This window comes from Streptomyces sp. NBC_00376 (assembly GCF_036077095.1).
Taxonomy (GTDB): domain Bacteria; phylum Actinomycetota; class Actinomycetes; order Streptomycetales; family Streptomycetaceae; genus Streptomyces.
The window spans coordinates 1948262-1970843 of sequence record NZ_CP107960.1 but is presented as its reverse complement, the minus strand read 5'-3'; the positions used below and the strand labels follow the sequence as shown (position 1 = coordinate 1970843).

General features: G+C 72.7%; 24 protein-coding genes. 13 read left to right on the top strand and 11 right to left on the bottom strand.

All coding sequences use genetic code 11. The features are described from left to right. Nucleotides 1-202 precede the first annotated feature (202 nt). The 3 genes from OG842_RS08855 to OG842_RS08845 form a co-directional block, all read right to left on the bottom strand. Nucleotides 203-1237 (bottom strand): TIGR04222 domain-containing membrane protein, encoded by a 1035-nt coding sequence (locus OG842_RS08855; protein ID WP_266729088.1) that lies wholly within the window; start codon nucleotides 1235-1237, stop codon nucleotides 203-205. Nucleotides 1238-1242: 5 nt separating this feature from the next. Continuing rightward, complete coding sequence (locus tag OG842_RS08850) at nucleotides 1243-2541, bottom strand: DUF692 domain-containing protein (RefSeq protein WP_266729087.1); 1299 nt, start codon at nucleotides 2539-2541, stop codon at nucleotides 1243-1245. Between the two features lie 122 nt (nucleotides 2542-2663). After that, the gene (locus OG842_RS08845) at nucleotides 2664-3413 is read right to left on the bottom strand and encodes a peptidyl-tRNA hydrolase (RefSeq protein ID WP_266729086.1); all 750 of its coding nucleotides are present in this window, start codon (nucleotides 3411-3413) and stop codon (nucleotides 2664-2666) included. A gap of 72 nt (nucleotides 3414-3485) precedes the next feature. Between OG842_RS08845 and OG842_RS08840 the strand changes: the two genes are divergently transcribed. From OG842_RS08840 to OG842_RS08825, 4 genes are all read left to right on the top strand, one after another. After that, nucleotides 3486-4160, top strand: coding sequence for an AIM24 family protein (locus OG842_RS08840; RefSeq protein WP_266729085.1), 675 nt, complete (start codon nucleotides 3486-3488; stop codon nucleotides 4158-4160). 44 nt (nucleotides 4161-4204) lie between these two features. Next, entirely contained in the window at nucleotides 4205-5062 is an 858-nt protein-coding gene (locus OG842_RS08835) for an ATP-binding cassette domain-containing protein (protein ID WP_266729084.1), read from the top strand. Further along, a complete protein-coding gene (locus OG842_RS08830; RefSeq protein WP_266729083.1) occupies nucleotides 5059-5727 on the top strand; it encodes an ABC transporter in 669 nt (222 codons plus the stop codon). Before OG842_RS08835 ends, OG842_RS08830 begins: the two co-directional genes overlap by 4 nt. Nucleotides 5728-5819: 92 nt before the next feature. After that, a complete protein-coding gene (locus tag OG842_RS08825; RefSeq protein ID WP_266733483.1) occupies nucleotides 5820-6023 on the top strand; it encodes a hypothetical protein in 204 nt (67 codons plus the stop codon). A 19-nt stretch (nucleotides 6024-6042) separates the two neighbouring features. On the opposite strand, the gene OG842_RS08820 is transcribed toward OG842_RS08825, so the two are convergent. Next, entirely contained in the window at nucleotides 6043-6876 is an 834-nt protein-coding gene (locus OG842_RS08820; RefSeq protein ID WP_266733481.1) for a polysaccharide deacetylase family protein, read from the bottom strand. Between the two features lie 95 nt (nucleotides 6877-6971). On the opposite strand from OG842_RS08820, the gene OG842_RS08815 reads away from it, so the two are divergent. After that, on the top strand, nucleotides 6972-7103 hold the full coding sequence (locus tag OG842_RS08815; RefSeq protein ID WP_266729082.1) for a hypothetical protein: 132 nt from the start codon (nucleotides 6972-6974) through the stop codon (nucleotides 7101-7103). 182 nt (nucleotides 7104-7285) lie between these two features. Here OG842_RS08815 and OG842_RS08810 read toward each other — a convergent pair whose 3' ends face one another. The 3 genes from OG842_RS08810 to zapE all read right to left on the bottom strand — a co-directional run bounded on the left by OG842_RS08810 (nucleotide 7286) and on the right by zapE (nucleotide 10434). Continuing rightward, nucleotides 7286-8707: an alkaline phosphatase PhoX gene (locus OG842_RS08810; protein WP_266729081.1), complete on the bottom strand. Its 1422-nt coding sequence runs from the start codon at nucleotides 8705-8707 to the stop codon at nucleotides 7286-7288. Between the two features lie 126 nt (nucleotides 8708-8833). Then, on the bottom strand, nucleotides 8834-9259 hold the full coding sequence (locus OG842_RS08805; protein WP_266729080.1) for an OsmC family protein: 426 nt from the start codon (nucleotides 9257-9259) through the stop codon (nucleotides 8834-8836). Nucleotides 9260-9342: 83 nt separating this feature from the next. Continuing rightward, nucleotides 9343-10434, bottom strand: a complete 1092-nt coding sequence (gene zapE, locus OG842_RS08800) for a cell division protein ZapE (RefSeq protein ID WP_266729079.1) — start codon at nucleotides 10432-10434, stop codon at nucleotides 9343-9345. Between the two features lie 37 nt (nucleotides 10435-10471). Here zapE and OG842_RS08795 point away from each other — a divergent pair, with 37 nt between their 5' ends. From OG842_RS08795 to msrB, 4 genes are all read left to right on the top strand, one after another. Next, nucleotides 10472-11233 (top strand): pyrimidine reductase family protein, encoded by a 762-nt coding sequence (locus tag OG842_RS08795; RefSeq protein WP_266729078.1) that lies wholly within the window; start codon nucleotides 10472-10474, stop codon nucleotides 11231-11233. A gap of 149 nt (nucleotides 11234-11382) precedes the next feature. Beyond that, on the top strand, nucleotides 11383-11835 hold the full coding sequence (locus tag OG842_RS08790) for an indole-3-glycerol phosphate synthase (RefSeq protein ID WP_266729077.1): 453 nt from the start codon (nucleotides 11383-11385) through the stop codon (nucleotides 11833-11835). A 79-nt stretch (nucleotides 11836-11914) separates the two neighbouring features. After that, nucleotides 11915-13309, top strand: a complete 1395-nt coding sequence (gene murC, locus OG842_RS08785) for a UDP-N-acetylmuramate--L-alanine ligase (RefSeq protein WP_266729076.1) — start codon at nucleotides 11915-11917, stop codon at nucleotides 13307-13309. A 9-nt stretch (nucleotides 13310-13318) separates the two neighbouring features. Next, nucleotides 13319-13726 (top strand): peptide-methionine (R)-S-oxide reductase MsrB, encoded by a 408-nt coding sequence (gene msrB, locus OG842_RS08780; protein WP_266729075.1) that lies wholly within the window; start codon nucleotides 13319-13321, stop codon nucleotides 13724-13726. 63 nt (nucleotides 13727-13789) lie between these two features. On the opposite strand, the gene OG842_RS08775 is transcribed toward msrB, so the two are convergent. Further along, on the bottom strand, nucleotides 13790-14587 hold the full coding sequence (locus OG842_RS08775) for an ABC transporter permease (protein ID WP_266729074.1): 798 nt from the start codon (nucleotides 14585-14587) through the stop codon (nucleotides 13790-13792). Further along, complete coding sequence (locus OG842_RS08770) at nucleotides 14587-15561, bottom strand: ABC transporter ATP-binding protein (RefSeq protein WP_266729073.1); 975 nt, start codon at nucleotides 15559-15561, stop codon at nucleotides 14587-14589. Before OG842_RS08770 ends, OG842_RS08775 begins: the two co-directional genes overlap by 1 nt. Nucleotides 15562-15681: 120 nt before the next feature. Here OG842_RS08770 and OG842_RS08765 point away from each other — a divergent pair, with 120 nt between their 5' ends. Further along, a complete protein-coding gene (locus OG842_RS08765) occupies nucleotides 15682-16083 on the top strand; it encodes a GntR family transcriptional regulator (RefSeq protein ID WP_266729072.1) in 402 nt (133 codons plus the stop codon). Nucleotides 16084-16179: 96 nt separating this feature from the next. Further along, entirely contained in the window at nucleotides 16180-17301 is a 1122-nt protein-coding gene (locus OG842_RS08760) for a DUF1648 domain-containing protein (RefSeq protein WP_266729071.1), read from the top strand. A 76-nt stretch (nucleotides 17302-17377) separates the two neighbouring features. On the opposite strand, the gene OG842_RS08755 is transcribed toward OG842_RS08760, so the two are convergent. Continuing rightward, nucleotides 17378-17848 carry a hypothetical protein gene (locus tag OG842_RS08755; RefSeq protein WP_266729070.1) on the bottom strand — a complete coding sequence of 157 codons (471 nt, stop codon included), beginning with the start codon at nucleotides 17846-17848 and terminating at the stop codon, nucleotides 17378-17380. 169 nt (nucleotides 17849-18017) lie between these two features. Beyond that, nucleotides 18018-20468, bottom strand: a complete 2451-nt coding sequence (locus OG842_RS08750) for a GTPase-associated protein 1-related protein (RefSeq protein WP_266729069.1) — start codon at nucleotides 20466-20468, stop codon at nucleotides 18018-18020. A 376-nt stretch (nucleotides 20469-20844) separates the two neighbouring features. Between OG842_RS08750 and OG842_RS08745 the strand changes: the two genes are divergently transcribed. Continuing rightward, complete coding sequence (locus OG842_RS08745) at nucleotides 20845-21732, top strand: peptidase S1 (protein ID WP_266729068.1); 888 nt, start codon at nucleotides 20845-20847, stop codon at nucleotides 21730-21732. A 150-nt stretch (nucleotides 21733-21882) separates the two neighbouring features. Then, complete coding sequence (locus OG842_RS08740; protein ID WP_266729067.1) at nucleotides 21883-22506, top strand: GNAT family N-acetyltransferase; 624 nt, start codon at nucleotides 21883-21885, stop codon at nucleotides 22504-22506. Nucleotides 22507-22582 lie beyond the last annotated feature (76 nt).

Below are 22582 nucleotides of genomic sequence, written 5' to 3'. Positions count from 1 at the left end.
CGCTGCCCGTCGTTCCAGCGACACCGGGTTCGGCTCCGGGTGCGGCGCGCGTCCAGCGCGCCGCACCGGCGTCCTCATAGACACGCACCACCGCACACCGCTCCGTGACGGACCACCAGGGCGGCCGTGCCCCTGACCGGGCATCAGCAGGGTGGCCGCCCCATCGCGACCACCGGCGCAGCCGGTGCCGTCCGGGCAGGCCCTAACTGCCGCAGCTGGACCCGCCGCCACAACTGGATCCGCCGCCGCCACAACTGGAACCACTGCTGCCACCGCAGCCGGAGCCGCTCGATCCGCCGCAGCCGGACCCCGAGCCACAGCTCGCCCCGGAACTGCACCCGCCACCGCCGCCCGCCCCGCCGCCCCCGTCACCGGAGCTCCCGCAACTGCCGTGACCGGGACTCGTACCGGCGCACCACACCACCGGCGCGAGGAGCAGCGCGGAGGCGCCCGTGGACGCCGCCGCCGCGTGGGCACGCCGCCCCGCCGTCCGGCCGTGCGGCTGCATCCGGGCCGCCGCGATCAGCTGCTCCTGGAACACGGGGTCGGGGATCGCCCGCAGCCCGTGCGCGGCCACCGCGTGGGCCGGGTCGGGGTTGTACGCCTGGGCGGTACGGAACGCCTCGGCGGCCCGGCGCCCCGACCTGGTGACGCGTCCCCGGGCGACCCCGGCGCAGATGAAGCCGGTGAAGATACCGACGATCAGGACCGGGAACACCTTGAAGAAGAAGGGAACGGTGGAGAAGTCCGCGGACAGGGGATCCAGGACGGTCGCCACGATGGAGAGCGGGACGGCCAGTACGCAGACCATCCCCTGGGTGACGCCCCAGCGGCGCCACGTCCGGTTCGCGGTGGGCGCGGCCAGCAGACCGCGGGCCGCGAGCCCGTCGCCGACCTCCTGCACCGCGGGGTGCCGCATCACCGCCTCGCGCAGGGTGTGCAACGCCCCGCTGGGAGCCGAGGCGTGTTCCTGGAGCACCGCGCGCTCCACCGGGTCATGGGCTTCGGCCCGCTGGACGGCGACGATTCCGGGGCCCCCGACGGCCAGCCGGCCGTCCGCATGCATCGCGGTGAGCGCGGCGTCCGCGACCCTGCCCGGGCCGCCGTTGAGGAAGGCGGCTTCGTAGACGTCGTGGACGGCGCCGCCGGTGCCGCCACGGGCCCGCGAGAGCCCCACGACCAGGAGTACGGAGGAGACCACGACGCCGAGGTCCACGAGCAGTGCGACGGTGTTCATGCCGGTCACCTTCCGATCAGGGCCGCGCGGGCCGCTCGTACGAGCCGGGTGGTGCGGCGCGGCGGGCGCGCACCGGCCCGGTCCTGCCACCAGTGGGTCAGCCTGCGCCGGGCGGCGTCGTCGGTGGGGCGGCCCGCGATCAGCAGGTCCTCGGCGAAGTCCATCGCGTCGCGCCGGTAACCGGCGGACATGGGGCGGGTCGCGGCGTACGAGAGAAAGGCCTCCCGGTAGCCGGTGCCCAGGATCTCCGGCAGCTCCGGTGCCACCTTGGCGACGACCCCGGCCCGCTTGGCGGCCAGGGCACGGCTCTGGACCCCGAGGCGGCGCCGGTCGAAGCCCTGCGGCGCGGGGCCACCGGCGACGAGCGCGGAGAGCAGTGCGGTCTGGGCGGCCGCGAGCCGGTCGCGGGTGGCGTCGGTGGATGTGGACGCTCCGGCCCGCGTGGACGGGCGGACGCGAGGGGCGGGCCGCTTCGTGTCCCCCGCCGCCCGGTTCAAGGTGGCGCGGATCGTGTCCAGTTCGCCCGCCAGCTCCTCGGCCGGCGGGAAGTCGTCGTCCCGCTCCAGCAGGACGCCGGGCGGGTCGACCCGGGAACGGAGCCCGGCCAGGACGTCGAGTACGGGCTCGGTGACCGGGTGGGCGTGGGTGTCGTGCCAGACACCGTCCTTCTCGACGCCGCCCGCCACATGCACGTACGCGATGGCCTCCACCGGCAGCTCGTCCAGTGCGGTGGCCGGGTCCTCGCCCCGGTTGACGTGGTTGGTGTGCAGATTGGCGACGTCGATCAGCAGCCGGACCCCGGTCCGCTCGACCAGCTCCGCCAGGAACTGCCCCTCGGTCAGCTCCTCGTCGGGCCAGGAGATCAGCGCCGCGATGTTCTCCAGGGCCAGCGGCACCGGCAGCGACTCCTGCGCGATGCGCACGTTCTCGCACAGCACGTCCAGTGCGTCCCGGGTCCGTGGGACGGGCAGCAGATGGCCCGCTTCCAGCCCCGGCGAGGAGGTGCGCGGCCCCCCGGCCCGTACGAACGCGATGTGCTCGGTCACCAGGGGCGCGGAGAGCAGTTCGGCGCGGGCGGCGAGATCGGCGAGCCGGCCCGGATCGGGGCGGTCGGCTCCGCCGAGGCCCAGCGAGACGCCGTGCGGGACGACCGTGACACCGCGCTCCCTGAGCCGTACCAGCGAATCGGGGAGACGGCCGGTGCAGATGTTCTCCGCGACCGCCTCCACCCAGTCGATCCCCGGCAGCGCCTCGACAACATCCGCTATCTCCGGCCGCCAGCCGATCCCGATACCCAGCTTCATACCGTCCCCCTCATCCGCTTCGTGCAGGGCTCATGGCCCCAAAGGGCGGTGGTGAATCCGAACAGGGGGACGTTCAGAGGTCGATTTGAGGTTCCCGCTCCGGCGCTCGGGCGTTCAGGCGCTCAGCCGCGTCGCAGCGCCGGGTGGTCGGCGACCACGGTGCACGACCCGGGCGCGATCTCGGTGAACCCGGCGTCCTGCACCACCGGAAGCCCGCTCGCCGTGAGCTCCGGCCAGCGCCCCGCCTCCGCGGTGGCGACCGAGAGCGGGAAGCCCGCCTCGCGCCACGCCTTGCGCTCCGTGTCCGACAGCTCCCACCAGGCGAGCTGCGCGCCGTGCCCGGCCTGCGCCATGGCCTTGCCCGCCGACATGTCCAGCTCCGGGTTGAGCCACAGCACCGGGCTCTGGCGATCGGGCGCGGCAGGCGGCTCCGGGTCGTCCAGATCCGTCCCCGACACCTGGAGCTTCGCCAGCTCCTTGGGCCAGCCGTCCAGCGGCACCGGCGGGAAGACCCGCACCTCGGCGCCCTCGCCCGTGACCGTGATGCCCGGCAGCGCGGAGGCCTTGCGCCACTCCGCGCCGCGCGCCCGCCGCACCACCTTGCGGATCCGGGCGTCCTGCCAGTCCCGCATCGCCCGCGCCCACTCGCCCTCGCCCACCGAGCGCTCGTCGGAGAGCATCACGAGCACCGCGCGGGCCGCGGTCCGCAACGCGTCGGTACGGGCCGGGGGAGCGGTCTTCTCGATGTGCACGACCAACGGCAGCACGTACTGCGGCGCCTCGTCGCGGCTCGTCGGCTCGGACCTGAACGGGCTGTCCGCCGCGGGCGAATGGGGAGTGGACGGGGACGTGGGAATGTCATTGCTGCTCACCCGGTCCAGTCTGCCAGCCGCCCGATCCGGGCTTCTTGGCGGAATGGACCGCTCCGGGTGAGGATGCACCGCATGAAGAGCGATCTCTTTTCCAGCGAGAACCTGGCACAGCAGGCGACGGCCCCCGGGATGACCCTGCAGAACGCCAAATCCATCAAGTACGCCGTCAACGGCGAGATGCACGCCCGCCAGGGAGCGATGATCGCCTTCCGCGGTGATCTGCAGTTCGAGCGCAAGGGCCAGGGCATAGGCGGCATGCTGAAGCGCGCCGTCACCGGAGAGGGACTGCCGCTGATGGCGGTCCGCGGCCAGGGCGAGGCATGGTTCGCGCACGAGGCCGCCAACTGCTTCATCGTGGAGATGGAGCACGGCGACGTCCTCACGATCAACGGCCGCAACGTGCTCTGCTTCGATCCCACGATCTCCTACGAGATCAAGACCGTGAAGGGTGCCGGGATGACCGGCGGCGGGCTCTTCAACAGCGTCTTCACCGGCTACGGCAAGCTCGGCCTGATGTGCGAGGGACACCCCATAGTGATTCCCGTCACGCCGCAGCAGCCGGTCTGCGTCGACACGGACGCGGTGGTCGGCTGGAGCGCCAACCTGGCCACGTCGCTGCACCGTTCGCAGAGCGTCGGCTCGATGATCCGCGGCGGATCCGGCGAGGCCGTCCAACTGCGGCTGGACGGCGAGGGATTCGTGATCGTGCGGCCCAGCGAGGCCAAGCCCGAGAAGACCGCCAACTGAGGCTGACCGGGGTCGGCCGCCGGTACGGACTCGGCGGCCCCTGGGTGCTGCGTGGGATCGATCTCGACCTGCCCACGCACGCCCTGGTCCGGATCGAGGGGGCCAACGGCACCGGCAAGTCGACCCTGCTGAGGCTGCTCGCCGGGATCGACGCCCCGACGGAGGGCCGGATCACCGGCCGTGGAGCGCGTACGGCATACGTCCCCGAGCGCTTCCCGGCCGCGCTGCCGTTCACCGCGTCCGGGTACCTCGTCCACCTCGGCCGCATCCACGGCCTGCGGACCTCCGAAGCGGCCGACCGCGCCCGGTCCTGGCTCGCCCGCTTCGGCGCCGCCGCCCATGCCCGTACACCGCTTCCGGAACTCTCCAAGGGCACCAGCCAGAAGGTCGCCGTCGCCCAGGCGCTCCTCGCCGAGCCCGAGCTGCTGATCCTGGACGAGGCATGGACCGGGCTCGACACGGCGGCCCGCGACGAGCTGGACCGGGCCGTGGCCGAACGGGTCGCGGCCGGCGCCACCGTCGTCTTCGTCGACCACGACCCGCGCAGGCTCGCCGGGGCGGTCGACGCCGTGTTCCGGATCGAGGGCACCGGCCTGCTCCCCGCCCCCGGGGCACGGGCCGCGGAGACCGGCCCGCCGGTACGGATCGAGGCGGCGGGCCCGCCCGGCGCATCGCTCCCCGCCGGACTGCCGGGCGCCCCGGAGCACACGCCCGCGGCCGACGGGGGCGTACGGCTCACCGTCCCGGCCGCGCACTCCGACGCGCTGCTGCGCGCCCTGCTCACCGCCCACCCGCCCTGGCACATCCGGCAGGTGGCCGCCGCGCCCGTCCGCACCGAGAGCCCCGGCCCGCACGGGGCCGCCAGGGACCCACGCGGCCTCCCGACTCACGAGGCACCATGACCGCCCTCCTGCGTTACCAGACCGCCCTGCTGGTCCGCTCCCAGCGCTGGCTCGCCCCGGTGCTGCTGTACGCGGCCTTCGTCTCCGTCGGCGTGCAGTGGGGACAGCCCGTCCTCGACTCACTCGGCTACGCGGCCGCCGGGCTCCTGCCCGTCACCGCCTGGCTCGTACAGCTCTGTGCCAACCAGGAGCCGCCCGCCGCCCGGACCGTGACCGCCGCGGTGGTGGGATCGCCGAGGGCGCATCTGGCGGCGCTGCTCGCCGCGCTCGGCTGTGCCGGGCTGCTGGGTGTGGCCGCCACCCTGACCGTGCTGGTGATCAGCAAGCCGGCCAGTGCCGACAACTCCGTCCGGGTGCCGCTGCTGCCCGCCGGGGCCGCCGGACTGCTGGCCGTCGCCTGCTGTGTGCTGCTGGGGGCGGTGGTCGGCGCGCTCTGCACCCGGCCGCTGCTGCACCGGCGCGGCTGGTCCGTCGCCGCCACCGTGCTCGGCGCGCTGCTGGCCCTGGTGACCGCCGGTTCGCCCGCGAACACCGCAGTGACGGGCCTGGTCACCGGTTCGCGGACCGGCACGGTGCACTTCCCGGTTCTGCCGCTCGTCGCTGCCGCCGCCCTCGCCGCCGCGGCGGCCGCGCTCGTCTGCAAACTGACTTCCCTGCGCGTCTGAGTAGGCTCGTACGCATGGACGAGCGCAGTGAAGAGGCGTACTGCGGCGCACACACCGTAGAGCGCAGGGAAGAGGCGTACTGCGGCGTACGCATGGACGAGCGCAGTGAAGAGGCGTACTGCGGTGCACCCGCCGCGAACCCCGCACCCACCGGTACGGAGACCGCCGCAGGGCCTCCGTACGCCGAGTGCGTGCTCTGCCGGAAGCCGACCGAGTACCCGGAGTCGGTCAGGGGCATCACTCTCTGCCCGGTCTGCGAATGGCAGGAGGCCCAGCGCACGGCGTGCTCCGGCTGAGCGACCGCCCGGCAGCCTCTCAGCGCTGTGCCGCCCGGATCAGGTCGGAGACCTTCACGAAGCGGTACCCGCGCTGCCGCAGCTCCGGGACCACTCGGCGGACCGCCTCGTCCGTGACCGGTGCCGCGCTTCGCGTGCAGTGCATGACGACCAGTGAGCCGGGCCGCACCCCCTCCAGCACCTGTTCGGCCACCGCGTCCGCGTTCGTCGCGAAGGCATCGCCACTGATGACGTCCCACTGCACCGCCGTCACCTTCTCGGGCGCGAGCGCGCGCAGCGAGGCATCGTCGTAGCAGCCGCCGGGGAAGCGGAAGTACGGCACCGTATTGCGCACACCGGCCTTCCGGAACGAGTCGAAGGCCCGCGCCACATCGGCGCGCATGCCGTTCTCGGTCACGGTCGGCAGTCCGTAGCAGGGGGACTTGAAGGCGTAGTGGCTGTACGAGTGGTTGGCGACCTCGAAGAGGGGGTCGGTGCCGATGGACCTGGCCTGCGCCGGGTACTCGTCGGCCCACCGCCCCGTCATGAACACCGTGGCTGGCACCTTCAAGTCGCGCAGCAGATCGATCAGTTCGGGATTGTCGAACTGCTCGCCCGCCGCCGCTCGGGGCCCCTCGGCGGCGGTCATGTCGGCGTCGAAGGTGAGCGCCACCACCTTCTCGCCGCCCTTCGTCCCGCGTTCGAAGACCGGCGTCCGCCCGTCGGGCCCCGGAGCCATGGTGGGCGGTGCCGAGGCGGCGTGCGACGGGACGTGGGCCGCCGCGGGCGCACGCCCGGCGGCCGGGGGGCCGTCGGGGCCCCCACAGCCGGCGAGGCCGCCGAGCAGCACACCGAGAACGGACAGAGCCGTCAATTTCAGCACAGCATTACTCGAATGAGCTGAATGAGTCGAGTGGTTCGAATGAGTCATCAGCGGAAAATATCGGCTTATCCCACTAGAAGGGGTGTATGGGGCCTCGTCTCGTCGGAGTCGCGCCCGGATTCACCCGGGCCGTCGAGTCGGCCGGGCGGATCGACCGGGCCGGGCCGCCTGACCGGCCGCCCGACCGGGTCGCCCGGCCGGTCCGCTCCTATGCGTAGGCGCGGACGGCGACGACGTGTGCCGAAGGTGCCCCGTTGGCCGCCTCGACGACGATCCTGAGCGCCGCCGACGTGACCCGGGCCGCTGGGCAGAACACGGACCCCGTCCCGGGCGGCGCGAAGGGGGCGGGCACCCGCTGCCCGCCCCCTCCGGTACCTCGACGGACCACCGTGTCAGCGCGTCAGCGCCACGGCCCCGTCACCGCGAACGTCGTCCCCGGGGTGTAGCAGTTCACGTACATCGTCCCGCCGTCCGGCGCGAACGTGACCCCGGCGAACTCACCCCACTCGGGCTCCTCCGGCGTCCCGATGTTCTGCCGGCCCCGCGCCATCGGGTACACCTCGCCCCGCCGCGTCAGGCCGAACACATGCTGCGCGCCGCCGCCGTCCTCGCACACCATCAGCCCGCCGTCGGCGGCGAGGCAGATGTTGTCCGGGGACTCGCCCGGCAGCTGTACGTCGGTGCCGGGGCCGAAGACGATGACGAGCGTGAGGCGGCGCCGCTTCGGCTCGTACCGCCACACCTGGCCGTAGTGGTCGGCGGCGGACCCCTCCGCGCTGTGCGCGAAGCTGGAGACGAAGTAGACCGAGGACCCGCCCCAGTAGCAGCCCTCCAGCTTCTGGGCGTGTGTGATGCCCTTCGGGCCGAAGTCCTGGAACCGGATCGGTGTCCCGGCCGCCAGCGGATCCGGTACGGGAACCCACTCGATGCCCTCGAAGCTCGCGCCGGTCTCCTGGACCATGGAGAGGTCGGCGACGCCCGGCACCCGCATGGCCTCCAGATGGCCGCCGGCCCGCAGCGAGCCCGTACCGCCGAGCGGCTTGTTCGGCAGGAAGCGGTAGAAGAGCCCGAACGGCTTCTCGAACGCGTCCTCCGTCTCGTAGACGATCCCGTTCTTCGGGTCGATCGCGATGGCCTCGTGCTGGAAGCGGCCCATCGCGGTGAGCGGCACGGCCCCGGTGCGGTGCGGATCGGCGCCGTCCACCTCGAAGATGAAGCCGTGGTCCTTGGTGTAGCCGTTGGTACCGGCTCTGTCCTCGGTCTCCTCGCAGGTCAGCCAGGTGTTCCACGGGGTGCGGCCACCCGCGCAGTTCACCGCCGTACCGGCGATGGCGACCCGTTCGCCGAGAACGTTGTTGCGGCCGTCCAGCTCCAGGGCCGTACAGCCGCCCTTGCCCATCGGGTCGTAGGTGAGACCCTCGACGGTCGGGACCGGGCGTTTCGCGGTGACGCGGTTCTCGTGGTTGCGGACGAGCCGGACGTGGCCGTGACGGCCCGCGAAGGCGGCCATGCCGTCGTGGTTGCTGGGGACCTGGCCCTCGCCGGAGCGGAGCTGGTCGCCCTCCCGGGACAGCACCCGGTAGCGGAAACCCTTCGGAAGGTCGAGCAGACCGTCGGGGTCGGGCACCAGCGGGCCGTACCCGCTGTGTCCCCGGGCGGCGGCGGTGCCCGCGAAGAGTTCGGAGAACGCTCCGGCGAAGGCGATGGAGGCGACGGCCGCGCCGCTGCCGGCCAGGACCTGACGACGGGTGGCGGTCGGCCGTGACGTTTCTTCGGTCGGCCGTGACGTTTCTTCGGTCAGGCGTGACGTTTCTGATGACATGAGGCAACTCCCTGCTGGCGGACAGGAGAAGTGACCCGCATGTGTGTAGCACGCGTATCGCCGCGCGGGAACCATGCGGGTCACTGAGACCCTGGCCGTGTCCCGGGCCGGGAGTGGCCCCTGCGGTCAGATCAGCGAGGCGGAGAGCGTGATCGTCGTGCCGGTCAGCGCCTGGCTGACCGGGCAGTTCGCCTTGGCGTCCTCGGCGGCCTTGACGAAGTCCGCCTCGTCGATGCCGGGCACCTGGCCCTGGACGGTGAGGTGGATTCCGGTGATCCCGGTGCCGGGCTGGAAGGTGACGTCGGCGGTGGTGGTCAGCTGGGTCGACGGGGTGCCGGCCGAGGCCAGACCGTGGGCCAGCGCCATCGAGAAGCAGCTGGAGTGGGCCGCCGCGATGAGCTCCTCGGGGGAGGTCTTGCCGTTCGCCTTCTCCGCGCGGGACGGCCAGGAGACGTCGAACTCGCCGATGCCGGAGGAGTCCAAGGTGACGACCCCCTTGCCCTCGATCAGGTTGCCGTCCCAGACCGTGTGAGCCTGACGCGTGGTTGCCATGCCGAATCCCTTCAAGCGGTGTGCGCGGTCGATACGGGAGTCCCTCGGCGCCCAAGGGTCCGAGGGGCGGTACGCTCCCGAACCTACTGCGCCACCAGCCCCTTCGCGTCGCGCGCCAGCGCCGTCAGCCGGGAGATCGCCCGGAAGTACTTCTTCCGGTATCCGCCGTTCAGCATCTCTTCACTGAACAGCCGGTCGAACGGCAGCCCGGAGGCGAGCACCGGGATCTCCCGGTCGTACAGCCGGTCCGCGAGGACGACGAGCCGCAGCGCGGTCGACTGGTCGGGGACCGGCTGGACCTCGGTGAGGCAGACCGCCCGCAGTCCGTCCGTCAGTGCGCCGTAGCGGCTCGGATGGACCCGGGCGAGATGGTCGAGCAGCGAGGGGAAGTCGTCCAGGCTGGCGCCCTCGGTGGCGTACGCCGCCCTGGTGACCTGCTCGTCGGAGTACGGCGCGGGGGCCTCGGGCAGCCCGCGGTGGCGGTAGTCCTCGCCGTCGATCCGCAGCGGGCGGAAGTGGGCGGACAGCCCCTGGATCTCCCGCAGGAAGTCGGCCGCGGCGAACCGGCCCTCGCCGAGCTTGCCGGGCAGCGTGTTGGAGGTGGCGGCGAGCGCGACCCCGGCCTCGACCAGCCTGCTCAGCAGCGACGACACCAGCACGGTGTCACCCGGGTCGTCCAGCTCGAATTCGTCGATGCACAGGAGCCGGTGCCCGCTCAGCGTCTGCACGGTCTGCTGGAAGCCCAGCGCGCCGACCAGGTTGGTCAGCTCCACGAAGGTGCCGAACGCCTTCAGCGAGGGGGCGGCCGGGGTGGCGTGCCAGAGGGAGGCCAGCAGATGGGTCTTGCCGACGCCGTAGCCGCCGTCGAGGTAGACGCCGAGCGGGGCCGAGGGGGCCGCCGGCTTCCTGCTGAACCACTTGCGCTTGCCCGAGCCGCTGGCGTGCGCGCCGCCGAGCCCGGCCGCGAAGCCGCTCAGGACCCCGACCGCCTCCGTCTGGCTCGGCTGCTTGGGGTCCGGCACATAGGTGTCGAAACGCACGGAGTCGAAGCGCGGCGGCGGCACCATCTCGGCGACCAGTCGGTCGGCGGGTACGCGGGGCTCTAGGGCGCACAGGGAAAGGGGAGCCGTTTCGGCTATGGGGCTCTGCCCCGGCAGGGCTGTGGAGGACGACACAACTCTCAACCTTAAGCGCCGTGCCAGACTGCAGAACATGCGACGCCTCTTCCCTGTGACCGACCTGACACCGGCTGACCACGAGGAGTGGAGTCTGGACGCCCTGGCCGACGCCTACGCCTACCCCGAACAGGACGGCCCCTGGCTGCGCGCCAACATGGTTTCGACGCTCGACGGGGCCGCCCAGCACGACGGCCGCTCGCAGCCGATCTCCTGCGCGAGCGACATGCGGATCTTCGGCACCCTGCGAGGTCTGGCCGATGTGGTCCTCGCCGGGGCGGAGACGGTGCGCCTGGAGGGCTACCGCCCCGCCAGGGCCCGCGAGGCGTTCGCCGCCCGCCGGGCCGCGGCCGGGCAGGGGCCCGCACCCGCGATCGCCGTGGTGAGCGGCAGCCTGGACCTCGACTTCTCGTTGCCGCTCTTCACCGAGCCGCTCGTCCCGACCCTGGTGCTGACCGGCGCCGGGGCCCCGCCGGGCCGGATCGAGGAGGCGCGCCGGGCGGGCGCCGAGGTGGTGATCGCGGGGGAGGGCTCCCGGGTGGACCCCGCCAGGGCCGTACGGGAGCTGGCGGACCGCGGGCTCAAGCGGCAGCTGACCGAGGGCGGCCCCAGGATGCTGGGCCAGTTCGTGGCCGCCGGGGTGCTGGACGAGCTCTGTCTGACCCTCTCGCCGATGCTGACCGCCGGGGACGCGCAGCGGATCGCGGGCGGCCCCTCGGTGGCCGTGCCGGAACGATTCACCCTGGCGTCGATGCTCGAAGAGGCCGGGTTCCTCTTCACTCGGTACCGTCGGAGCTGACAATCAGCGGAATTTGTCGTTCCGGTTAGCTTCCGGTGGGCACAATTACTCTCGCAGACCCCGTGCGAGCACGGGGAAGGATGGTTTCAGCAGTGACCGGCGACGGCCACTGAAGCAGAAGGGCGCCCGTGGTGTTCACCAGCGTTTTGATGATCGAGAAGCCCCTCACCTCCGAGGACGTCGAGTTCGTCACCACCCTGCACGGGGAGGAGCCGACCTCCTTCGTCGTGCTCATGCAGCCCCGCGGTGACCAGGCAGATGTGCTGCTGCGAGCCATCGACGACCTGGCGATGGGAGAGCTGAAGGAAGCCGCCCGGGAGGGTGAGGAACCGGAGGGCAAGAACGCCAGAGAGCCCGCCGAACTCGCGCTCGAGGTCTCCCTGGAGGCACTGCGCCAGGCAGGCTCCGAAGCGGTCGGACAGGTGATCGAGGACCACCCCCTGGACAAGCTGAAGTCCGTGGTCGACGACGCGGAGGCGGACGAGGTCATCGTGCTGACAGCGCCGCACTACGTCGAGGAGTTCTTCCACCGGGACTGGGCGTCCAGGGCCCGCCACAAGGTCGGCGTACCGGTGCTCAAGCTCTTCGCGCACAGCGAATAGGCTGGGCGGGCACCTCGTACCGGCTCGGGTACTCGCATCCCGACCCGGCCACCCGCATCGACGTCTGGGAGACACACGCATGGCACCCGGTATTCCTGCCGCCATGGAACGGCCGCACTTCATCGGCATCGGCGGCGCCGGAATGTCGGGCATCGCGAAGATCCTCGCCCAGCGCGGCGCCAAGGTCGCGGGCAGCGACGCCAAGGAGTCGGGTACCGCCGAGGCGCTGCGGGCGCTGGGGGCGACCGTCCACATCGGGCACGCCGCCGGACATCTGGCGGACGACGCCTCGTGCGTGGTCGTCTCCAGCGCCATCCGTGCCGACAACCCGGAGCTGCTGCGCGCCGCCGAGCTGTCGGTCCCCGTCGTGCACCGCTCCGATGCGCTCGCCTCGCTCATGGGCGGGCTGCGCGCCATCGCGGTGGCCGGCACGCACGGCAAGACGACCACCACGTCGATGCTGGCCGTCGCCCTGACCGAGCTGAACCTCGACCCCTCGTACGCCATCGGCGGCGACCTCGCCGGACCCGGCACCAACGCCGCGCACGGCGAGGGCGCGATCTTCGTCGCCGAGGCGGACGAGAGCGACCGCAGCTTCCAGAAGTACGACCCCGAGGTCGCGATCGTCCTCAACGTCGAGCTGGACCACCACGCGAACTACGCCTCGATGGACGAGATCTACGAGTCGTTCGAGGCGTTCGCCGGCAAGATCGTCCCGGGCGGCACCCTGGTGATCTCCGCCGACCAGGCGGGCGCCGTCGAGCTGACGGAGCGGGTCCGGACCCTGTCCTCGCTGAACGTCGTCACCTACGGCGAGTCCGAGCACGCCGACGTACGCGTCCACAAGATCACCCCGCGCGGACTGACCAGCGAGGTCACGGTCGTCCTGAACGGGAAGTACCTCACGTTCACGGTCTCCGTGCCCGGCCGCCACTACGCCCTCAACGCCGTCGCGGCCCTCGCCGCCGGTGTCGCCCTCGGCGTCCCGGCCCACAACCTGGCCTCGGCCCTCGGCAAGTACACCGGGGTCAAGCGCCGCCTCCAGCTCAAGGGCGAGGCGGCGGGCGTGCAGGTCATCGACTCGTACGCGCACCACCCCACCGAGATGACCGCGGACCTCGAAGCGATGCGCGGCGCCGCGTCCGAGGCCCGCCTCCTGGTCGTCTTCCAGCCGCACCTCTTCTCCCGCACCCAGGAGCTCGGCACCGAGATGGGCCAGGCCCTCGCGCTGGCCGACGCCTCCGTGGTGCTGGACATCTACCCGGCCCGCGAGGACCCGATCCCCGGCATCACCAGCGCCCTGATCATCGAGGCCGCGCGGGCCGCGGGCGCCGATGTCACCGCCGTCCACGACAAGACCGCGGTCCCCGAGGCCATCGCGGGAATGGCGAAGCCCGGCGACCTCGTTCTCACCATGGGAGCGGGCGACGTCACGGACCTCGGCCCGCAGATCCTGGACCACCTGTCGAGCTGAGGGAGCGACGTGTCGTACGACATCGAGAAGCCGGACGAGCAGTGGCGGGCGGAGCTGACGCCGGCCGAGTACGCGGTCCTGCGCCAGGCCGGCACCGAACCCGCCTTCGTCGGTGAGTACACCGACACCAAGACCACGGGCGTCTACTCCTGCCGCGCCTGCGGCGCCGAACTGTTCCGCTCGGACACCAAGTTCGAGTCGCACTGCGGCTGGCCGTCCTTCTACGACCCGAAGGACAGCGACGCGGTCGAACTGATCCAGGACCGCAGCCACGGCATGGTCCGCACCGAGGTCCGCTGCGCACGCTGCGGATCGCACCTCGGCCATGTCTTCGAGGGCGAGGGCTACCCGACCCCCACCGACCAGCGGTACTGCATCAACTCGATCTCGCTGCGCCTGACCCCGGACGAGGGCTGAGGGACGAGAACCGAAGCGGGTGCCCCGGAACACGTTCCGGGGCACCCGCTCCGTCGTACGGGCTCAGTGCACGTCCCTGCGCATCGGCACCAGGACCGCGACGCACGCCGCGACCAGGGCGTACCCGGCGAGCAGCAGTCCGCCGCCGACGGGGGAGAGCAGCGGCACCGGGCCGGTCGCCAGCTCCGCGGCCATCGTGTCCGCCACATAGCTGAAGCCGGTCAGGGACGCCGTGGCGCCGCCGGGCAGCAGTGGGTAGAGGAGCTTGACGCCCGGGATCATCATCAGCAGGTACTCGCCCGCGTACAGATAGCCGATGACGACGGCCAGCGCCGCGACCTGATGACGGATCAGCGCCCCGGCCGCCACGCCCAGCAGGGTGTACACCGCCATCGCCACCGCCGGCCGCACGAGCAGTCCCAGCACCTCGCCGGTGGCCATCCCCGGGGTCACCCCGCGCGCCGCCACACCCCCGAAGAAGGCGGCCGCCGCCGTGCCGGTGAGTACCAGCCCGTACAGCAGACCGGCGACGCCGTACGTGACGAGCTTGGCGGTGAGCACCTGCCGGCGCCGCGGGGCGTGCAGGAAGGTGTACGTGGCGGTGCGGTGCCGGTACTCCGACGTCATCGCCAGGGTGCCGAGCGCGGCCGGCAGGAACACCGTGAAGCTCAGCATGCCGAGTACGGAGCGGACACCGGCCTCGGTGTCCAGGCCGGGCGCGGGCGGATCGAAGTTCTCCGGCCCGACCAGTGTCATCAGCCCCACCATGCCGCCGCCCAGGACGACGGCCGCGAGGAGCGCCCACAGCCGGAGGCGGGTGGCGGCCAGCCGCCGGAACTCCGCCCTGATCAGTGCGTTCATCACCGGTTCCGCCCCTCGTCCGTCAGCGCCGCAGGCCGGTCGGGGCCTGCCGGTTCGCCTTCCCCCGCCAGCCGGAGGAAGAGCTGCTCCAGGCCGCCCCCGGCGGTCAGCCCGTGCACCCGCAGCCGCTCGGCGGCGGCCAGATCGGCGACGGCGGAGTCCGCCATCCCGTACACCCGCAGCGTCCCGTCCGGCAGGAGGTCCACCCGGTCGGCCGCCCCGTCCCGCGCGGTACCGCGCAGCAGTGCGGCGCGCAGCGCCGCCGCGTCCGGGGAGCGGACCAGCACCGTGCCGGGCGAGAGCCGTTCGACCTCCGTCATCGGTCCCGCCGCCACCAGCCGGCCCTTCCGGATCACGACGACGTCCTCGACGATCTGCTGCACCTCGCTGAGCACATGGCTCGACACCAGCACCGTGCGGCCCTCGGCGGCCAGCCCGCGCAGCAGCCCGCGCAGCCAGGCGATGCCCTCCGGGTCGAGCCCGTTGCCCGGCTCGTCCAGCAGCAGTACCCGCGGGTCGCCCAGCAGCGCCGTGGCGAGCGAGAGCCGTTGCCGCATGCCCGTGGAGAAGGTGCGGGTGCGGCGGTCGGCCGCCTGGGCGAGCCCCAGCCGGTCCAGCAGGTGATCGACCCGCTCGGGCGGGTGGCCGCCCATGGTGCGGTAGATGTGCAGATGGTCGCGGGCCGTGTGGCCGGGGTGGACCGCGGAGGCGTCGAGCACGGCGCCCACGGTGGCTGTGGGCCTGGACAGCTCCGCGTACCGCTTGCCGCCGATGGTGGCGGTGCCCGCGGTGGGAGCCACCAGGCCGAGGATCATCCGCATCGTCGTGGTCTTGCCCGCGCCGTTGGGGCCCAGGAAGCCCGTCACGACACCCGGCCGCACGGTGAAACTCAGGTCGTCGACGGCGCGTACGGCTCCGAACCGCTTGGTCAGCCCGCTGACTTCGATGTACGGGCCCTGCGGAAGCCCGCTCATCGGTCGGACCCGGCGATGGCGCGGCCGGTGTCGGAGATGTTCATCAGTGCCATGGGGATTCATCCTCCAGCGGAGCCTGAGCGTCTGTTCTATTAGATGTATAGCAGATAGGGTTAAGGTGTGTACCTAGTGCTCGACCTCGACAGCGAGGTGCCGATCTATCAGCAGATCCGGGACCGGGTGGTGGAAGCCATCGCGGAAGGCGCGTTGGCGCCCGGTGCCGGACTTCCGTCCACCAGGCAGCTGGCCGTCGATCTGGCGATCAACTTCCACACCGTCAACAAGGCCTATGACCTGCTACGACGCGAAGGGATCATCCGCATCAACCGCAAGAGCGGTGCGGTGGTCCGGCCCGACGTCAAGCAGCCGTCGGACGAACTGCGGGCCGGCGTCGACTGGGAGGCGCGCATGCGCACCCTCCTCGCCGAGCTGGATGTGCGAGGGATCGCGAAGGCGGAGGTGATGAGTCATGTCGCGGCGGTTCTGGACCGCTTCCCCGCGAGGGAGGACGGGACGCCCTGACCCTCGGCGCCGCCCCGGGGAACGTACATCCGAAAGGCCGCGCCGGGCTCCGGCGCGGCGCCCCGCCCCGTCGGGATCAGTGAAAGGAACGGACAGGTGAACACCTTGCTGGTCGACGCAGCTCTCAACTTCGGCATACTCGCGGTGCTCAGCGCCGTGCTGTACTCCGCGCCCAGCCCCCTCCTCAACCCCTCCGCCGTGCCCTTCGGCGTCCGCGTACCGCCGGACCGGGCGCGCTCCGCCGCCGTCGAGGAACAGCGCCATCGCTACCGCGGTGCGATGCTCGTCGCCGCGGCCGTCGTCACCGTGCCCGCCACGGCGCTCGGCACCGCGCTCGGCACCCCAGCCGCCTCGGTCGCCGGTTCGCTGCTGCTCTGCGCCCTCGCCGCCGCCCTGTGGGTACGCGCCCACCGGGCCATCGCCCGCGCGAAGGCGGAGGGCCGGTGGTACCGGCAGGCCCGGCAGGGCGCCGTAGTGGACACGTCCCTGCGCACCGACCCGGTCCGCTTCCCCTGGGGCTGGGCGGTCCCCGCGCTGGTCGTGATCGCTGTCAGCGTCGTCGCGGGCGTCGTCGTCTACCCCGGTCTGCCCGACCACGTCGCACTGCCCGAACGCTCGCTCGGCGGCACCGTCTACCGCACGTACCCGACCAGTGTGTGGACCGCCTTCGGGTTCGTCCTCGGGCAGGTCCTGCTCACCCTCACCATGGTCGCCACCGTCGCCGGACTGCTCCGGGCCCGCGCCGACCTCGATGTGGCGCGCCCCGTGGCCGGCGCGGCACGCCACCGCCGCTATCTCACCGTCACGGCCCGCTCCATGCTGGGCATCACCGCCCTGGTGAACCTGATGCTGCTCGGGCTGTCCGCGCTGATGTGGAGCGACACCCGCTCCACGGCCATGACCCTGGCCGTCGCGGGTGTGCCGCTCGTCGGGGTCCTCGCCGTGACCGCCTGGCTGGTCCTGCGCGTCGGGCCCGCCGGGACCAGGCTGCGGGCGGAAACGGGCGAGGAGAGCACCGGGCTGGTCCCGCGCGACGACGACCGCTTCTGGCGCGGCGCCGGCACGGTCTACGTCAATGCCGACGATCCCGCGATCCTGGTGCCCAAGCGGGTCGGCATCGGCTGGACGGTCAACCTCGGCAACCCGCGGTCCCTGGTCGTCGTGGCGCTGGTCCTCGCCGTCGTGGTGGGAGCGTCCGTCGTCCAGGCCGGCGGGTGACTCCGGGCGGCGAGGCCGGTGACTTCGGGCCGTTGGGTGGCTCCGGGGCGGCCGGGGCGGGTGCCGGGGCCGCCGGTCAGTCCTCGGTCTCGTCCCCGGCGCCTTCCGGCCGCAGCAGCGGATGGGCGACACCCGGGAACACCCGGGCCTGCACGACCGGCTCGGCGGAGCCGCCCCGGATCACCGTCTCGGCGACGCCCCAGGGCCGTCCGGGCAGCACCACGGTCAGGATGTACGAGGACGCGCAGCCCATGCAGTCGTAGCGGTCGGCCCAGGTCTCCACGTCCGTGACACTGCCGGGGTAGCGCGCCACGTGGCGGTGGAGCGCGTGGCAGCGCTCGCACCGCTCGCCGGGCTCGCACGTGCCGCCGCAGGGGCACGGCACGTCGAGCGTGTCGGCGGGGCGCCAGCGCTGGGTGAGGACGGCCTCACGCGTGGCGCCCATGTCCTTCATGGCCTTCAGATTGCGGGCGGCGACGTTGTACGACTCGCCGGTCGCGGCCATCCGGTCCCGGATGACGTCCTTGCGTCCGCGGTTCGTCGTCATCTGTTCCTCCTGGGGGTGTCACGCAGCCCGCCGGGAGCGCACGAGAGATCGATATGTCACACGGTACCGGTCGCCCATGACGGGCCACGACCTCCGTGGCCCGCCCGTGACCGCCGACGACGCAGTTCATGACCGCCGGCGATGCGTTCACGACCGCTGGGGATGCCGTTCACGACCGTCGCACGCGGGCCGCCAGCCTGTTGCCGAGCCGCTTGCGCAAGCCGTCCGGCCGGTTCCACGCCCGGAACGCCTCCGCCGTACGGCTGCTGCCCACCCGCTCGGCGGCCTCCTCCACCGCCGCCACCTCACCGGCGGACAGGCCGCGCACCACCGGACGCAGCACCTCCGCCAGCAGCGCTTCCCTGGTCCCGCTCCAGGCGCGGCCCGCGTGCGGGTGGGAGCTCCAGACAGTGAAGCAGTCCGCGACATAGGCCGGGTCGGAGCGCAGCCGGGCGAGCACCGCCTCCTGCCGCGCGGCGGTGCCGTAGGCCGCGATGAGGTCCGGGGCGTCGCTGTGGACGAACGCGTACAGCTCCGCCTCCGGCCGGTCCGGGGCGAGCAGCCGCCCGGCCAGGGCGCCGAACGCCTGCTCGCGCACGCCCGCCTCCACCGGCTCCGCCCCGGCGCACAGCTTCCGGGCCTGCTCCGCCCAGCCCGGCTCCGCCGCCCCCGACCGGACGTCCCGCGCGAACTCCAGGAGATGCAGCGCGCCGCGCGCCCGCGCGTCGATCTCCTGCGGGAAGCCGCGCAACAGATCATGCGCGAGCTCGGGCGCCTCCGCGTCGTCGGCCGGGGCGCCGAGCGCCGCCGCGACGAGCACGGACCACGTGCCGGCCGTGCGATGCGCGTCGGACGTGCTCCCGGCCAGCAGCAGCCGCGCCTCGCCCGCCGTGGGGACGTCGTTGCCCCAGACCAGACCCACCGCCGTCCGCAGCACCAGTGGCTCGGTGAAAGGTGACATTCCACCGGCACGCAGCACCGCGTTCAGCACCTTCACCCGGTCGTCGCCGCCGCTCGCCCTGGCCTCCGGCGCCGCCGCGCACATCCGCAGATGCGGCAGCGCCTGCGCCCCGGTGAACGGCAGCGCGACCCCGGCCAGCAGCCGCTCCGTCGCCGCCGCGTCCTGTGGGGCGATCCGGTCCAGCTCACCGAGCAGCGCCGTACGGACGTCGAACTGTTCGTCCAGGAGGTCGAGCAGCACCGCGGCGCAGTCGGCGGCCCCTTCGTCCAGCAGTGACCGGGCCATCCGGCCCACCACATCGGGGAGCAGCTCGGCGCAGTCCACATCGAGCAGCCGCGCGATGCGCAGCAACTGCACCGCGCGCCCCACGGTCCGTCCGGGAACAACGGTCGCGGGGGCCGCGAGGGGCGTACCGGTGGTGAGTTCGGTACGCAGGTCGTCGCCCAGAGCCGTGACGAGTGCGGCGACGGCGCGCTCCCCGGCCGGTCCGGCGAAGACCGAGCGCGCGGGCGGTTCGAGTGCGACGCCGCCGCCACGTACCGCCTCCGTCACCAGCAGAGCGCCGAGCGACGCGGTCACGGCGGCGCCCGACCGTCCGTCGAGAGCGGTCAGCAGCCTTGCTACGGCGTTGAGTTCGTCATCCGTGCGGTCGAGGCCGGGGGCGGTCAGCGCATCGGTCAGCCGTCGCGTCCGCTCCTCGTCCAGCGCGTACGGCCGCTCGGCCGCCCAATGCGCTGCCGCGGCACGTCCGTCGGGACCGAGCGGTACGCCCGCGCAGAGCGCCGTCACGGCGAGCGGTCCGGCCGCGAAGGGCTCGCCGGGCAGCTCCGCCGCCACCCGGAACAGCTCCGGGGACCGGTTGCGCCAGATCCGGGCGCAGCTCTCCGCCCAGGCATCGCCCACCGTCTCCCCGGGGCGCGCCCCGGTGCAGTCGCGCACCAGGAGTCCGCCGTCCGGTCCGGCCGGTGCGGGGGCGTCCTCCGGCCGGACCCCGATGACCTGGTGCGGGGAGTCGGCCGGGCGTCGGGTGTACGTCGTGAAGGTCAGCCGCTGGGCGGTCTCCGGCGGCAGCACGGACCCGGCCAGGGCGATCCAACGGGCCACATCGGCGCAACTCCGCTCCACGAGAACGAGCCGCGACGACGCCGGCTCCTCGCACACCCGGCGCAGGTCGGCGAAGACCGCCGCCAGCCAGGGGCTCCGGGAGACCGCGAAGTCCTTGAGCGCCTCGGGGCCGAAGGAGGCGGAGGCGGGCAGGGCGGCCAAGGGGCCGGGGGTGGAGCCCCCCGGTGCGGCGGAGGCCCAGCTCGGCGACCGCCAGGCCGTGATCGGCAGCGCGTCGCCCGGCAGCCGGGTACCGGCCGGAAGATGCACCGCGTGCGCGTGGAAACCGCCGGCGCCGGGGCCACCGAGCGCCACGGTGCGGCTCAGCAGATGGCTGCCGTCGGACAGGGCGCTGAAGCTGAACGCCTCTGGGAACGAACGGAGTTCGCCGGCGGTGGGGTGGTACGGGGCTCCGGCGGGCGGTTCGTACCCGAGGAGCTGCTCGGCCTCCGCCAGCACCGGCGTGGGTATGCCGGCGCCGACCGCCGTGAACCGCGCGCCACCCCCGTCGTCCCCCGCGGTGGCAGAGGTGTAGTGCAACTGCGCGAGGCTCATGCGTCGGCCCTCTTCGTCCTTGCGGCGAACGTCCCCGTACCGTCAGCACGCCTGCTCCGCGGACCGCCCGTCGAGGGCAGGGCGTCCGGGGCGCAGCGACGACCCCGGCGGGGAGCGGTCCGCAATCGCGGGAGCGACGCTATCAAGGTGCGCCGCCCCGCACGCACCCCGCGGGAAGGTCACCGGGACCTCCGTCCGGAGCGTGCCGGACCCGTGCGCCCCGGCGCGCGGCAGGCCCCGTTCAATGCGCCTCCCTCACCCCAATGGCACACGCACCCTACGGGCCCCCGGTCGTTGATCGTCATCGGATTGCTCAATCCCCCGAGGGCACAGCTCATTGGGCCCCAGGGTCCCTCTGTGTACAGGAGTTAATCCTTTGAATCTCAAGACTCTCTCTGCCGCAGCGGCTGTTCTGGCGCTGGCCGGTCTCGCAGGTTCGAGCACGGCCGGCGCGGCGGTGCCCGGCACCGTCTCCGGCAACGGCGGCAACCGCATCGGCACCCTGCGTGTCAACGGCGACGCCTACGTGAAGGAGGGCGGCCTCAGCGCCACCTGGGTCAAGGAGTCCGGGAACATCAAGCAGGTCGCTCTCTCCGGCGACCGCATCGGTGTCCTCACCGGTGACGGCGTCGCGTGGGTGAAGGAGGGTGGGCTGAGCGCCACCTGGGTCAAGGAGGCCACCGACGTCAAGCAGATCGCCCTGTCCGGCAAACGCATCGGCGTCCTCAAGGACAACGGCGAGGCGTACGTGAAGGAGGGCGGCCTCGGCGCGACCTGGGTCAAGGAGTCCGACAAGGTCAAGGAACTGGAACTCTCCGGCAACCGCATCGGTGTCGTCACCGGCGACGGTGTCGCGTGGGTGAAGGAGGGCGGCCTAAGCGCCAGTTGGGTACGGGAGTCCGACAACGCCATCGGCATCGACCTGGCGGGCAACCGCATCGGCGTCCTCGTCGGCAACGGTGTCGTCTGGGTGAAGGAAGGCAGCCTCAGCGCTTCCTGGGTGCGCGAGGCCGACGACGTCGTCCAGCTGGAACTGTCGGGCAACCGCATCGGCGTCCTCAAGGACAGCGGCGACGTGTACGTGAAGGAGGGCGGCCTCGGCGCGTCCTGGGTCCACGAGTACACCCACGCCATTCAGATCGCCCTGTCCGGCAACCGCATCGGCGTCCTCAAGGGCGACGGCGACGCGCGGGTGAAGGAGGGCGGGCTCAGCGCGACCTGGGTCCTGGAAGCGGGCGACGTCACGGAGCTGGCCCTCTCCTGAACCGCCGTCCGGCATGGGCCCCGTGAGGCCCGCCGCGCCGCACACCGGTGTCGACCTCGGCGTGCGGCGCGGTGCCGCTCCGGGACGTGCGCACCGACGGGCCGGGAAAATCGCTGGTCAGAGTTCTGGTGCTTCAGTAGAAATGGGGCCATGAGTACTCTCTCCGCCCCTGCCCCGGGCCCCGCCCCCGCCGACCGCAAGACCTTCGTCCGCACCGAGTTCGATTTGGTGAACGCCGTACTGCGCCCCTGGAGCCGGGCGGACGCCGATTCGGAGACCGTGCTGGACGCGTTGGTGGCCGCCGTGGCGGATCCGGCGATTGCCCTGTGGAACCCGATAGCGACGACCGACCGGGACGCCGCCCGCGCCTGGGTGGAGGCGCGGGACGCCGGGTGGGAACGCGGTACGGTCGCCGCCTTCGCCATACGGGACGCCGCCGACGACGCGGTGCTCGGCGGCGTCGCCCTGCGCTGGGTCGACCGCGAGGACGGGCTGGCGATGGTCGGATACTGGCTGGCGCCCGCCGCCCGTGGGCGGGGTCTCGTGACCAGGGCGGTCGCGGCGGTGACGGACTGGGGCTTCGACACCGCCGACGCCCGCCGCGTCGAGATCGCCCACGCCGTCGGCAACCCGGCGTCCTGCCGGGTGGCCGACCGCTGCGGCTACCTCCCCGAGGGCGTCCTGCGAGACTCCCACCGCTTCGGCGACGGTGAGTACCACGACGAGCACCTGCACGCCCGGCTCGCCAAGGACCCGCGACCCGAAGGGTTCTGACGGGACGACGGATATTGCGGGAACCGGCCGCCCCCTTCCGCACTCATAGGATCGACGCGTCTTCGGGGATACGGGG

Excerpts from the sequence above, each read along its gene's own strand:
- OG842_RS08855 (WP_266729088.1), bottom strand. The coding sequence starts at position 1,237 with ATGAACACCGTCGCACTGCTCGTGGACCTCGGCGTCGTGGTCTCCTCC.
- OG842_RS08850 (WP_266729087.1), bottom strand. The coding sequence starts at position 2,541 with ATGAAGCTGGGTATCGGGATCGGCTGGCGGCCGGAGATAGCGGATGTT.
- OG842_RS08840 (WP_266729085.1), top strand. The coding sequence starts at position 3,486 with ATGAAGAGCGATCTCTTTTCCAGCGAGAACCTGGCACAGCAGGCGACG.
- OG842_RS08830 (WP_266729083.1), top strand. The coding sequence starts at position 5,059 with ATGACCGCCCTCCTGCGTTACCAGACCGCCCTGCTGGTCCGCTCCCAG.
- OG842_RS08825 (WP_266733483.1), top strand. The coding sequence starts at position 5,820 with ATGGACGAGCGCAGTGAAGAGGCGTACTGCGGTGCACCCGCCGCGAAC.
- OG842_RS08815 (WP_266729082.1), top strand. The coding sequence starts at position 6,972 with ATGGGGCCTCGTCTCGTCGGAGTCGCGCCCGGATTCACCCGGGCCGTC.
- OG842_RS08810 (WP_266729081.1), bottom strand. The coding sequence starts at position 8,707 with ATGTCATCAGAAACGTCACGCCTGACCGAAGAAACGTCACGGCCGACC.
- OG842_RS08805 (WP_266729080.1), bottom strand. The coding sequence starts at position 9,259 with ATGGCAACCACGCGTCAGGCTCACACGGTCTGGGACGGCAACCTGATC.
- OG842_RS08795 (WP_266729078.1), top strand. The coding sequence starts at position 10,472 with ATGCGACGCCTCTTCCCTGTGACCGACCTGACACCGGCTGACCACGAG.
- OG842_RS08790 (WP_266729077.1), top strand. The coding sequence starts at position 11,383 with ATGATCGAGAAGCCCCTCACCTCCGAGGACGTCGAGTTCGTCACCACC.
- murC (WP_266729076.1), top strand. The coding sequence starts at position 11,915 with ATGGCACCCGGTATTCCTGCCGCCATGGAACGGCCGCACTTCATCGGC.
- OG842_RS08775 (WP_266729074.1), bottom strand. The coding sequence starts at position 14,587 with ATGAACGCACTGATCAGGGCGGAGTTCCGGCGGCTGGCCGCCACCCGC.
- OG842_RS08770 (WP_266729073.1), bottom strand. The coding sequence starts at position 15,561 with ATGAGCGGGCTTCCGCAGGGCCCGTACATCGAAGTCAGCGGGCTGACC.
- OG842_RS08755 (WP_266729070.1), bottom strand. The coding sequence starts at position 17,848 with ATGACGACGAACCGCGGACGCAAGGACGTCATCCGGGACCGGATGGCC.
- OG842_RS08750 (WP_266729069.1), bottom strand. The coding sequence starts at position 20,468 with ATGAGCCTCGCGCAGTTGCACTACACCTCTGCCACCGCGGGGGACGAC.
- OG842_RS08740 (WP_266729067.1), top strand. The coding sequence starts at position 21,883 with ATGAGTACTCTCTCCGCCCCTGCCCCGGGCCCCGCCCCCGCCGACCGC.